The 11,606-nt window shown below is 67.5% G+C and carries 14 protein-coding genes; 7 read left to right on the plus strand and 7 right to left on the minus strand.

The window, feature by feature from the left end; all coding sequences use genetic code 11:
• The first annotated feature begins 7 nt into the window (after positions 1–7).
• On the plus strand, positions 8–697 hold the full coding sequence (locus ACIBG8_RS30425; protein WP_397346447.1) for a GNAT family N-acetyltransferase: 690 nt from the start codon (positions 8–10) through the stop codon (positions 695–697).
• Between the two features lie 79 nt (positions 698–776).
• Here ACIBG8_RS30425 and ACIBG8_RS30430 read toward each other — a convergent pair whose 3' ends face one another.
• On the minus strand, positions 777–1,001 hold the full coding sequence (locus ACIBG8_RS30430; protein WP_397346448.1) for a hypothetical protein: 225 nt from the start codon (positions 999–1,001) through the stop codon (positions 777–779).
• Positions 1,002–1,235: 234 nt separating this feature from the next.
• Between ACIBG8_RS30430 and ACIBG8_RS30435 the strand changes: the two genes are divergently transcribed.
• Positions 1,236–3,290: a type IIA DNA topoisomerase subunit B gene (locus ACIBG8_RS30435; protein ID WP_397346449.1), complete on the plus strand. Its 2,055-nt coding sequence runs from the start codon at positions 1,236–1,238 to the stop codon at positions 3,288–3,290.
• 539 nt (positions 3,291–3,829) lie between these two features.
• Here the strand turns inward: ACIBG8_RS30435 and ACIBG8_RS30440 are convergent.
• Positions 3,830–4,111 (minus strand): hypothetical protein, encoded by a 282-nt coding sequence (locus tag ACIBG8_RS30440; RefSeq protein WP_397346450.1) that lies wholly within the window; start codon positions 4,109–4,111, stop codon positions 3,830–3,832.
• Positions 4,112–4,671: 560 nt separating this feature from the next.
• Here ACIBG8_RS30440 and ACIBG8_RS30445 point away from each other — a divergent pair.
• Entirely contained in the window at positions 4,672–5,163 is a 492-nt protein-coding gene (locus tag ACIBG8_RS30445) for a hypothetical protein (RefSeq protein WP_397346451.1), read from the plus strand.
• 16 nt (positions 5,164–5,179) lie between these two features.
• Here ACIBG8_RS30445 and ACIBG8_RS30450 read toward each other — a convergent pair whose 3' ends face one another.
• The gene (locus tag ACIBG8_RS30450; RefSeq protein WP_397346452.1) at positions 5,180–5,935 is read right to left on the minus strand and encodes a hypothetical protein; all 756 of its coding nucleotides are present in this window, start codon (positions 5,933–5,935) and stop codon (positions 5,180–5,182) included.
• Between ACIBG8_RS30450 and ACIBG8_RS30455 the strand changes: the two genes are divergently transcribed.
• Complete coding sequence (locus ACIBG8_RS30455; RefSeq protein ID WP_397346453.1) at positions 5,936–6,565, plus strand: hypothetical protein; 630 nt, start codon at positions 5,936–5,938, stop codon at positions 6,563–6,565.
• Between the two features lie 131 nt (positions 6,566–6,696).
• On the opposite strand, the gene ACIBG8_RS30460 is transcribed toward ACIBG8_RS30455, so the two are convergent.
• Positions 6,697–7,542 (minus strand): LLM class flavin-dependent oxidoreductase, encoded by an 846-nt coding sequence (locus ACIBG8_RS30460; protein ID WP_397346454.1) that lies wholly within the window; start codon positions 7,540–7,542, stop codon positions 6,697–6,699.
• Between the two features lie 83 nt (positions 7,543–7,625).
• Positions 7,626–8,759: a nucleotide disphospho-sugar-binding domain-containing protein gene (locus tag ACIBG8_RS30465; RefSeq protein WP_397346455.1), complete on the minus strand. Its 1,134-nt coding sequence runs from the start codon at positions 8,757–8,759 to the stop codon at positions 7,626–7,628.
• A 112-nt stretch (positions 8,760–8,871) separates the two neighbouring features.
• On the opposite strand from ACIBG8_RS30465, the gene ACIBG8_RS30470 reads away from it, so the two are divergent.
• Positions 8,872–9,552 carry an SDR family NAD(P)-dependent oxidoreductase gene (locus ACIBG8_RS30470; RefSeq protein WP_397346456.1) on the plus strand — a complete coding sequence of 227 codons (681 nt, stop codon included), beginning with the start codon at positions 8,872–8,874 and terminating at the stop codon, positions 9,550–9,552.
• 2 nt (positions 9,553–9,554) lie between these two features.
• On the opposite strand, the gene ACIBG8_RS30475 is transcribed toward ACIBG8_RS30470, so the two are convergent.
• Positions 9,555–9,932 carry a hypothetical protein gene (locus ACIBG8_RS30475; protein WP_397346457.1) on the minus strand — a complete coding sequence of 126 codons (378 nt, stop codon included), beginning with the start codon at positions 9,930–9,932 and terminating at the stop codon, positions 9,555–9,557.
• Between the two features lie 181 nt (positions 9,933–10,113).
• Between ACIBG8_RS30475 and ACIBG8_RS30480 the strand changes: the two genes are divergently transcribed.
• Positions 10,114–10,332 (plus strand): hypothetical protein, encoded by a 219-nt coding sequence (locus ACIBG8_RS30480; protein ID WP_397346458.1) that lies wholly within the window; start codon positions 10,114–10,116, stop codon positions 10,330–10,332.
• A gap of 1 nt (position 10,333) precedes the next feature.
• Positions 10,334–10,777: a MarR family winged helix-turn-helix transcriptional regulator gene (locus ACIBG8_RS30485; protein ID WP_397346459.1), complete on the plus strand. Its 444-nt coding sequence runs from the start codon at positions 10,334–10,336 to the stop codon at positions 10,775–10,777.
• On the opposite strand, the gene ACIBG8_RS30490 is transcribed toward ACIBG8_RS30485, so the two are convergent.
• Positions 10,774–11,526 (minus strand): SDR family oxidoreductase, encoded by a 753-nt coding sequence (locus tag ACIBG8_RS30490; RefSeq protein WP_397346460.1) that lies wholly within the window; start codon positions 11,524–11,526, stop codon positions 10,774–10,776. The genes ACIBG8_RS30485 and ACIBG8_RS30490 overlap by 4 nt on opposite strands.
• Positions 11,527–11,606 lie beyond the last annotated feature (80 nt).

An 11,606-nucleotide genomic window follows, 5' to 3' on the forward strand; every position in this document is an offset into this window, starting at 1 on the left:
GAAACCCATGGATTTCGATCAGTTGCTTGACGAGGCGTGGCCATCCTACGAGCGGGAGGACGCGGACGGATGGATTCTGCGCTGGGCTGACGGGGTGACCAAGCGGGCCAACTCGGTGCTGCCGTGGGGTGTGCCCGAGGACCTCGAGGGCGCGATCGAGCGGGCCGAGAAGTTCTACGCCGACCGCGGACTGCCCTGCGTCTTCTCGATCGGCTCGCGGTCCATGCCGGGGATCGACGAGGTGCTGGGCGAGCGTGGATACCGGCTGGTCGACGAGGTCTCGATCATGAAGGCCGGGCCGTACGCCCGTGTCCCGGAGCACCGGGTGCGGGTCGAGGACGCGCCCTGGGACGGGTGGATGGAGTCGTGGTGGGCCGTCGACGGGCGGTTCGGCGACGACTACGAACCCGCGCGACGCATCGCCACCGGCGTACCGGCCAGGTATGCGGCCGTGGAGGAGGACGGGGTGGCGCTCGCCGTGGGCCGGGCCGTACCGCAGGGGGACGTCACGGGCATCTACTGCATGGCGACGCTGCCGCAGGCGCGGCGCAGGGGGCTCGCGCGCAGCGTGCTGCGTGCGCTGGCAGGGGACGGCGGCGCCTACCTGGTCGTGACCAGGCAGAACGTGGGTGCGCAAGCCTTCTACCGGAGCGAGGGCTTCGACGAGGTCGGCGCTTATCACTACCGGGTGAAATAACGCGGACGCGGCACCCCATGCAGGCGGCGCCGCGTCCGGTGGTAACGCTATGTGGTTATCTCAACACGACGGGAGCTGGTCAGCGCTCGTCGCTTTGGGCGGTTGTTTCGCTGAGACGGGCGGACTCGTCCAGGATGTCGGCGCCCTTATCGCGCAACGCGGCCACGTGCTGACGCCCATGGTGGGCGCAGAACAGCAGCTCCCCGCCTACCGGCAGGGTTGCACGAATGTATGCCTGGGCGCCGCAACGGTCGCAGCGGTCGAGGGCCGTCAGCGGCTTAACGGGGGCGAGAGCTCCAGTCACGTATCGCCTTTCGGGTCACCCCCGCCGAAGCGAGGATCTGGCGTCAGTCACTTGAGACAACATCTAACCCGACGCTGACGTTCCCAATCACCCCCTCGCTACGCCGAGAGCAGAATGTATCGGAAAGTGATGCCGGTCAACCGGTGGGTAACGTCGTGGCAAGCTTGTGCGCGGACAGCGGGGAAGAACGATAGGCTACGCACACGTGTTCGATGGCGGATCAGAGGAGCGGGAGTGACGGTAGTGGAGGCGGGTTACACAGCTCGGCACCTGTCGGTGCTTGAGGGCCTCGAGGCCGTCCGCAAACGCCCCGGCATGTATATCGGCTCGACCGACAGCCGCGGGCTCATGCACTGCCTGTGGGAAATCGTCGACAACGGCGTGGACGAGGCGCTGGCCGGCCACTGCTCCCGCATCGAGGTCGAGCTCTACGACGACGGCTCGATCGAGGTGCGCGACGACGGCCGCGGCATCCCCGTCGACGTCGAGCCCAAGAGCGGCCTCGCCGGAGTTGAGCTCGTCTACACCAAGCTGCACGCGGGCGGGAAGTTCGGCGGCGGCTCCTACGGCGCCTCTGGCGGCCTGCACGGCGTCGGCGCCTCCGTGGTCAACGCCCTGTCCTCGCGCCTCGACGTCGAGGTCGACCGCGACGGGCAGATCCACCTGATCAGCTTCCGCCGCGGCGTCCCCGGCGTCTTCGACGGCGACGGGCCCAACGCCAAGTTCAAGAAGAAGTCCGGCCTGCGCGACGGCGGCAAGCTGCGCAAGCGCGTCACCGGCACCCGGGTGCGCTTCTGGGCCGACCGCCAGATCTTCCTGGCCGAGGCCGAGGTCTCGATCGACGAGATCCACGTACGGCTGCGCCAGACCGCCTTCCTCGTGCCCGGCCTCACCCTCGCGCTCATCCACGAGGGCCAGACCGAGGAGTTCCGCTTCGACGGCGGCATCTCGGAGTTCACCGAGTTCCTCGCTCGCGACGAGGCCGTCTGCGACGTGCTCCGCCTGCAGGGCGTCGGCCACTTCCACGAGACCGTGCCCGTCCTCGACGACCAGGGCCACATGACGCCCACCGAGGTGCAGCGCGAGCTCACCGTCGACGTCGCCGTGCGCTGGGGCAAGGGCTACGACTCCACCATCCGCTCCTTCGTCAACGTGATCGCCACCCCCAAGGGCGGCACCCACCTGACGGGGTTCGAGCGCGCCCTGGTGAAGACCATCAACGAGCAGCTCCGCGAGACGCGCCTGCTGAAGAACGGCGACGACCCGGTCTCCAAGGAGGACATCCTCGAAGGCCTGACCGCCGTGGTCACCGTACGCGTGCCGGAGCCGCAGTTCGAGGGCCAGACCAAGGAGGTCCTCGGCACCTCGGCGGCCACCCGCATCGTCTCCCACGTGGTCTCGCGCGAGCTCAAGGAGATCTTCACCACCCCGCCGCGCGGCATGAAGCAGCCGCTGCGCGCGATGCTCGAGAAGATCGTCGCCGCCGCCAAGGCGCGCATCGCGGCCCGCGAACACCGCGACAACCAGCGGCGCAAGACCGCGCTGGAAAACTCGGCGCTGCCCGCGAAGCTGGTCGACTGCCGCAGCGACGACGTGGACCGCAGCGAGCTGTTCATCGTCGAGGGAGACTCGGCTCTGGGTACGGCCAAGCTGGCGCGTGACTCGGAGTTCCAGGCGTTGCTGCCGATCCGCGGCAAGATCCTGAACGTGCAGAAGGCGTCGGTCGCCGACATGCTCAAGAACGCGGAGTGCGCGGCGATCATCCAGGTGGTGGGGGCCGGATCCGGCCGCTCCTTCGACCTGGAGGCCGCCCGGTACGGCAAGATCATCCTGATGGCGGACGCCGACGTGGACGGCGCCCACATCCGCTGCCTCCTTCTGACGCTTTTCCACCGCTACATGCGCCCGATGGTAGAAGCCGGCCGCGTCTTCGCCGCGGTGCCCCCTTTGCACCGCATCGAACTGACGAACCCAGGCAAGGGGCAGGACAAGTACATCTACTGCTACTCGGACGCCGAGCTCCACAAGGTGCTGCGGGACTTGGAGCGGCGCGGGAAGCGGTGGAAGGACCCGGTGCAGCGGTACAAGGGTCTGGGCGAGATGGACGCTGACCAGCTGGCCGAGACGACCATGGACCCGCGGCACCGCATCCTGCGGCGGGTACGCATTGAGGACGCTGAGGCGGGGGAGCGCATTTTCGACCTGCTGATGGGGAGCGATGTGGCACCTCGGCGGGAGTTCATCGTCAGCAGTGCGGCTGAGGTGGACCGGGATCACATCGACGCTTAACCGCATGGGCCTTCGCTGGTGGGGCGCGCTTCGCGCGTATTGAGCTCCAGACTGCCCTCATTTGGGGGCCCAGCCCCCCAAGGTGTGGGGCCGCGTCCGGGGCGACCTTGAGCCTCGGCGTCTTCGCGCAAGGTCAGGGGTTCGATTCCCCTCGTGGGCTCTCGCACGCCGGGGCCCTGGACACAGTGAGTTCAGGGGCTTCCCGCCCTCCGCCCGCCCTCGGTCCCGCAGTGGCGTGCGACCTCTGGCAGTGTCCGACCGTGCGTGGATTGCAGTGAGCTTTCGATTCCTTCGCGGCTTTCGTGGGAAGCACGTGAACGTGGTGTGTTCAGGGCTTTCTTCCTTGTCGGAAGAATGCCGCAGTTCTGCAAACACCCTTGGTAACAGGAGGCTTCGGTTGCCCTGGGGAAGCGAGCCTACCTGCGGGGGCCGATCGCGCCCAGCGGTATCGCAAGGACCGCCATGGTGACAACCCGATGGGCCCCTGCCCAGTCGGCTAGGCCCTTCGACCTTGCAATTGCGACCTCGCTGCTCGGCCTCTAAGGCGCGAGGAAGAGTCGGTAGAGAAGCCAGACAATCCAGGCCTGCAACAGGCCGCCGGTTGTCATAACGATCAGCGGCATGGAGAGCTGCAGCCACGAAGGTTCTTGGACGATGCGGAGGAGTCCGCTTGAGTCGCCGAAATGCAGGGCGACCCACCCAAGCGGGAACGTGGCGGGCCCTATGAAGAGGAACTCAAGGCCGTTGCCTCCACCTCGTGCCTGGACGAAGGTCGGGAAGCTGACCGCGGCAACGATGATGACCAGGACGGCATACGCCACAGGGACGACCCCGAATCCGATCCTGCGCTTGGGCCTGTTGACGCTCACCTAAACCGCCGTTCATTGCATTTGGGGCACCATCCCATGGGCGCCTTCAGCAACGACTGTGCCGACTCCCGAGATCAGGGGCCTGGCAGACATCAGCGAGTGCACTTCCCCTTGAGAAGCCTCTCCTGGCTTTGGAGAGCTCCTCGTCTTGGCTCTGGCTGTGTTTTTTTGATGGCTTCGGCGAAGATTCCGGCGGCGGCGGTCTGCTCGATGATGACGTGGGCGTAGACGCGCAAGGTGATCGCCGGGTCGGCGTGGCCGACGTTGGAGGCGATCCGATGGCCAGGGGTCGGAAACCCGTATGAGTGCCTGTGGACGGCCGGAGCGCTCTTGTACACAGAAGGTCAGGGGTTCGATTTCTCTCGTCGGGTCGCAGGGTAGAAGGCCGCTCCCTTGGCCCGGAAGAGGCCTTCTGGATCTTCGGCTGAGACATGGATGCTCTCGTTTGCCGCGTGGCGTGGTGATTGTTCTCGCTATGGCTGAGCAGCGGGGTTCTCTGTCACTATTCGCACGTGATCCAACCGACGACCGTGCCTCCGCCGATCGAGAAGCCTTTCCGGCGGGTGGTCCTGGCGGGACTGGTGGGAGTTCTTCTTCCCGCTGGCCTTCTGGGGTGGTCGTTTCTGATGGCCACCTTGTTCCCCGACTCTTCGCGGTGTGGGGAGTACACCGGTTGTCTCGGGTTCCTCGTGGATGCGTGGGAGGTGGGGCGCTGGGTTGCCGTTGTTCTCGCCTGGCCTCTGCTGCACCTCTTGCGAGTACGGCCGGCCTGGCCTGTCGCCCTCCTGGCGGCGCTCTTCCTCGCGGCGATCTGGCAACTCGCTCAGGCTCCATGGGTGCCGCGGTTTGATGCCTTCGCTCTCATCGTGGTCAGTGGCCCGCTTGCCTACCCGCTGGCCGCCCTGCTTTCAGCGACGCGAATCCTTTGGCCGTGGCGCGCCTTGTTCGGCGTTCTGCTTCTCGGGCTCTACCTGCTCACCCTCTTTGCGTGGATCCTCGCCTGACCGGACGCTGCCGCTTCTAGTTGACGGTGGTTCGCTTGGGTGGGGCCTTGATCGTGAATGTGGATCCCCATTCACGGTACAACTTGTTGGTCTTCACGTAGTCGAAGCCCTCATCGCGCCCGCCGGGTTCGTTGTCCCAGGTGATTGTGGCGTTGAAGCGCAGAGGCAAATGGTCCGGGCCGACCCATAGCCGCCATGCGATGGTTCCTCCTGTGAAGCCGTCGTTCTCAGTGATGAAGCGCACTCCGGCCTTGGTCACTTCGAGTCCGGCGACGGTGGTTGTCCCTTGAATGATTCCGCCGTCCGACGTCACGTGATCCTGAGATGCCGCAAGGGTCAGAAAGCCGGGGTTCATCCCGTCGATGAGCTTGTCGCTCCACAGGAAACCGGTCGCGTTGCGCCACGAACGCCATTCCTTGCCCTTGGGCAGCGAATCATATTTGCTGTCCTGGGTGTAGCTGGCTCGGCCCACGTTGATCCAGCGGAAGCGTGAGCCGTCCCCCTGATTGATCTCTGTGGTGTCTGAGGAGTGCACTCCGGAAGCTGAGAAACGATACGTGCCGTGGCTGGTCATCGTATTGAGGATGCCGACGGTCCTGTCGCGCGTCTTGGCGGTGAAACGCACACCGAGTTTCTTCGCGAACTGCTGCTTGATCGCATTGATCACGGGATCCAGAGAGTCGGATGCGGTGGTCTGGACGGCTTGCGCGGTTCCGCTGAGCATGACGACCATCAGAGCCGTCATCGCCGCCAACCTGGGATACACCTTCACGTGCCGATCATCGTGGTAACGCGTCTCGGTCCGGTCACTGCGGCATCAATGTGTGTGATCGCGTCCATGGCGACCGTGGGGCCGTCAGCGCGGGCCGACGCGAGGGTGGATCCGGTCGGTGCCATTCAGCGCCAGCTTGTTCCGGGTCACGGAGTGAAGATCGTCCAGCGAGCCCGGCTGTACATGTCCGGTGGCTGGTCCACTGCCAAGCCGGTATACGGGGTCGTGGGGTTCGGCAAGGGCAAGGTCGTGGCGACGGACCTGAAGAACCCCAACCTGGGGCTCAACGGCACCCGCAACATCTGCATCGGCGAGCAGGGCTACGAGTCGTATCTCAAGCCCGATCCTGACGATCCGATCCCGCCGGACAAGACCTGGGTGACCTATGAAGGGACGTGCCGACTCGCTCTGCAGTCCGGCTACGTCAGCCTCACCGACCCTGTGACGCTCAGAGCCGTGCTTGCCACGACTGAGCGCAAGCGGCCCGCCGGCGCCTACGACGGTGTGCGTACTTCGCTCTATGAGGGTTCCATCACCTTTGAGCAGCTCTACAAGGCGAATCCGGACATGGCCGTCGCCCTCGGCTTCCGGCCGACGGGGGAGTACGCCTCTTGGAAGGTTCGGCCCTGATCAGCTCGTCCGCAGAGCGTGGCCTTCGTCCAGGACCTCCGGGTGTCGGCCTGGGGGATGAAGGTCGATATCCAGCCGCCGCCCGCAGATGAGACGGTGGCGGAGCGCTGACGCACTCCCGTCGGAACGGGTCAGCCGAAGGCGACCTTGGCGAGGAGGTCGAGTTGGTCGGGGTCGCTGGTGCTGGGGATCAGCATGAGTTCGTCGCACCCCGCCGCCGCGAACCCGTCGATCGTCTCTCGCAAAAGTACGTCGTCGGAGATCAGGGCTTCGGCCAGGAAGCGGGCCTTCCGGCCTATGTACGAGTAATAGTCGAGCACATATCGCCCGCCTGCCTGTTTGCGTTCCGGACCGGGGGCCACGTAGGCGAGGGCGCCGAGTCTGGGCTGGTCTCTGCGGCCCCCGTCCGTCCAGGCCTTGCGGACCGACGCGGCCGCGTCGGCGTACATGTGCAAAGGGGTGCTGCCGGAGATCCAGCCGATGCCGTACTTCGCCGCTCGTCTCAGTGAGGCAGCCGAGTTGCCGCCCACCCACACCGGGATCTGGCCGTGGACGGGGCGGGGGCCGATGCTGTCGCCCGCCCACACCTGCCGCATCTCGTCCAGCATGGCGTCCAGCCGACGCCCCCGCTCGCCGTACGGCACGCCGGTCGCGACGAAGTCGTCCTCCCGGCCGCCCGCGGCGACGCCCAGCACCAGCCGTCCGTTCGACAGGCGGTCCACGCTGGCCAGCTGCTTGGCCAGGAGCGCGGCGCTCGGCTGGTAGGCGGCCAGCAATACCGTGGCGGCCAGCTTGATGCGCTCGGTCGCGGCCGCGGCAGCCGCCAGGCTCACCACGGCGTCGTAGCTGTCGTAGACCAACCGGTCGAGTGCGGCCAGCGTGCTGAAGCCGAGCCGGTCGGCCCGCCGGGCGAACTCGGTCAGCTCCTGCCCCGTCGTCCCGGGGATGGTGGTGGGCAAACCGACGCCGATGTCCATGTGGCCTCCCGATGCGTCCTGTCCAGGCGGTGTCCATCGTGCAGGCACCCGCTGGTCCGCCCGTCGAGCCTCGGTCGAGAGGCTCAGAGCTCGGCCAGGGCGCCCACCACCTCGGCGGGTGTGGCCTGGCCGTACATCTCCTCGCGCAGCTCCTCGGCGGCCTTCCTGGGGCCCGGGTCGGCCAGCAGGCTGTCCGCGGCCTCCAGCACCGGGTCCGCCGGGCTGAGCACCAACGCCGCGCCCCGGGAGCCGGTCCGCTCGCTGTGTCCTGCGTGGTCGGGGAGCTGCGGCACCAGAGCCATGGGCAGGCCGTACGAGAGCGCGGTCAGGATGCTGCTTGCCCCACCATGGCCGATGAAGGCGTCGCAGTCGCGTAATACGTCCCGCAGCGGAGTGTCCACCACGACGCGCACGGAGCCGGGCACGTCCACGAGGTCCTTCTGGGCGGCGGAGATCGCCAGTACTACGTCCGCGTCCGTCTCGGCGAGAGCGAGGTCGGTGGCGATCCGCCCGGCCAGGAAGCGGGACGGGTCGACCTTGGCGATCGTGTGGCCCCAGCTCACGCACAGCCGGGGGCGCCTTCGCGGTACGGCAGGCCGCCAGGGTTTGCGCTCGGGGCCGTTGTAGGGCTGGAAGCGCATCGGGATCAACCGGTGGTCCCCCGGCATCTGCATGCTCGCCGGCACCGGGTCGACGGTCACCGTACCGAACGGATCCACCGTCCCGGCGCCGAACCGGCCCGCCAGGGGCGCCAGCGCGTCAGGGAGCACGGCGCGGGCGCGTTGCAGCAGGTCGACGCCGTAGAGCAGGCGCACGGCCGGGATGCCCGTGACCTCGGCGGCGAGCGGGGCGGCCAGGGTGGTCTGGTCGTAGACCACGAGGTCGGCCCGCCAGTCCTCGATCAGCCGGATCAGGTCGGGGGCCATCGACTCCGTGTGGGCCAGCAACATCTCCAGCGCCCTGGGGCCCTTCCCCTGGCGTCCGGGCTGCGGCGCTGGGACGGGGTTCAGGGGGATGAGGTAGTCCCTGACCATGCCCGCCGTGTCGACGTCCGTCCCCACGACGGCGGCGGACAGGCCCGCCCGCATGATCTCCTCGGTGAGGCCGGGCTGGCTGGCGAACACCACCTCGTGCCCGGCGGCGCGGCAGGCGTGCGCCAGGGGGACCAGCGCGTACAGATGCGAGGGCCAGGCCCAGGTCGTGAACACCACACGCATAGATGCCTCCTCGATGGCTCGTCGGCACGAGGATGCCACCGCGTCCTGGAGGCTCGATCCAGCGCGACACGGGCTCGATCGAGGCTCTAGCGGGAGTCGTCATCGTTGGAGGGTGAGCGAACCACGCACCGCCCTGATCACCGGCGCCAACCGCGGGCTGGGGTACGCGACCGCCGCCGAACTGCATCGCCGGGGCTTCCGCGTCGTCGTGACCGCGCGGAACGCGGACGACGCGGCGGAGGCGGCGGCGCGGATCGGCCAGGACGTCCGTTCCCAGCGGCTCGACGTCACCGATCCCGCCAGCGTCGGCGCGGCGGCCGGGCTCGGGCAGGTGGACGTGCTCGTCTGCAACGCGGGCGTGCTGCTGGACACGGGCGACGACCCGCTGTCGGTGCCGCTGGACGTGGTGGAGCGTACGCTGACGGTCAACCTCCTCGGCGGGTGGCGCGTGGCGCAGGCGGTCATTCCCGGGATGGTGTCGCGGGGGTGGGGGCGCGTGGTCTTCGTCTCCAGCGGCACCGGGTCGTTCACCTCCGGGCTGTGGACAGGGGCGCCTGCGTACTCCGTGTCCAAGGCCGCGGTCAACGGGCTGACCACCATGCTCGCCACCTGCACCAAGGGGACCGGGGTGCTGGTCAACGCGGTGAACCCCGGGCGGACGAAGACCAGGATGATGCCCATGGCGAGCCGTACGCCGGAGGAGGCCGCGGTCGACATCGCCAACGCGGCCACCCTCCCGGACGACGGCCCGACCGGGGTGTTCCTCAGCGGTGGCGCCCGGATCGGGTGGTAGGTCTACGCGTAGACGGCGAAGAGGACCACGACGCAGCCAATGCTGACGACGGCAAGGGCGATTCTCGTAGTGAATACCCGGATTTCGAAGTTGGTTTTCTTCGAGGGCTCCGGATATACGATCACGTAGATTCCCTTGAGTAGCGCAGACCATCCGATAAGGGTGATGACCGTGCGCCAGTTCAGCTCCCAGATGTTGTGCACCAGCGTGCTGCCCAACCCCAGGAAGATGGACAGGAATCCGTAGGTGATCCCGAACCCTCTGTCCTGCACTACCAGCGCCTTCAGCTCGCGCAGGACGCTCGGCCTGGCGAAGAGGGCACCTGAAACGATCAGCGTGGTCCAGGCCCAGAACAGCTCGACAAATGTGGTGACCGCCATCGGACACTCCTTTCTTTGCGCTTCAAAATGCTAAAGGCGTGCTGAATCGCGGAGGAGTGGTAATCGCTGCATCCCACGTGCAGCTTGATGCATGGCCGGATGAACAAAGCGTCTCGCGCTTGACTTCCATAGCTTGCTATGTAAACTCATAGCTAGCTATACAACCGAGGGAGGTCGAGGGATGAGCGGGAAGCAGGTCCGAGACCGGCAGCGCCTGGCCCACCTGGTGACAGGCGCGCTACTGATCGTCTACGTCTACCTGCCGGGCGTCCCCAGCCCGGTCTTCCAGACGGCGATCCGCTGGGTGATCCTGCCCGGCATGGTCGTCGCCGGGGTCCTGATGTGGCAGTGGCCGAAGATCCGGCGGCGGGCACGCAGGCGGGTGACCCACACTGAGTGACATGAACCACGCAGACGGCCTGCCCCGCTACGAGTCGCTCGGCTACCAGGTCAACCACGTGGCCCGGCTGTTCGCGCAGGCCCTCGCCGCGGGCATCGGACCGCACGGCGTCGTTCCCGGCCAGTTCGCGCAGCTCCTCGCCCTGTTCGAGCAGGACGGGCTGTCCCAGCGCGAGCTGTGCGACCGGGTGCGGATCGAGCAGGCGACCATGGCCAACACCCTGAAACGGATGGAACGCGACGGTCTCGTCCGCTGCCTTCCCGACGCGCACGACCGGCGCAGGATCCGGGTCTTCCTCACCGACCGCGCGCGGGCGATCCAGGACGACCTGGTCAACGCCGCCCGCGCGGTGAACGACGCGGCGACCAAGGGCTTCACCGACGCGGAGGTCGCCATCTACCTGCGGATGACGGCGCGCATCATCGACAACCTCCAAGCCCCCTAGCGGGCGGCGAGGAAGTCCTCCCAGGTGCGGGTGCCCACGGTCGCGCCCTCCAGGGTCAGGTTCTCCCCGGCGCGGTAGAGGCGCCCGGCCTTTCCCGGCATCCGCAGCGGCAGGCTGAGGCGGCGCTTGCCGTTCGCCTTGAGGTAGTCGCGGGTCAGCTCGGCGATGCCGTACACCTTGGGGCCGGTCAGGTCGGGAACGCGGCCCGCGGGAGCGCCGAGGGTGAGCTCGACCATGCGGTCGGCGACGTCGCGGGCGTCCACCGGCTGGAAGCGCAGACCGCCGGGCAGCGGCACGACGGGGAGCTTCGTCATCATCCTGGCGACGTTCAGCACGAAGTCGTGGAACTGGGCGACCCGCACCGTGGTGTAGGGGATGCCCGAGTTCGCGATGGTCTGCTCGGCGTCCAGCTTGGCCTTGAAGTACCCGAAGGGCATCTTGTCCGCCGCGATCACCCCGATGTAGACGAGGTGCTTCACCCCGGCCCGCTGCGCGGCCGCGACCAGGTTGCGCGCGGCGACGTCGTCGCCCTTGGGGCCACCCGCCAGGTGCAGCACGACGTCGATGCCCTCCAGGGCCGCGTCCAGGCCGTCGCCCTGGATCAGGTCGGCGCTGACGTACTCGACGCCGTCGTGGGGCTGCTTGCTGGTACGGCTGAGCACGCGCACGTTGCAGCCCGCGTCCCGCAGCTGGGGGGTGACGAGGCGGCCGAGCGTTCCTGTGCCGCCGGTGACCAGGATGTTCTTCATGATTCTCTCCCATCGCGTTGCCTTCACTGCCCTGACGTACGGCGCGCGAGGAATGTGACAGGGAAATTCGATCGCCTCCC

This window comes from Nonomuraea sp. NPDC050556 (genome assembly GCF_044457355.1).
Classification (GTDB): Bacteria; Actinomycetota; Actinomycetes; order Streptosporangiales; family Streptosporangiaceae; genus Nonomuraea.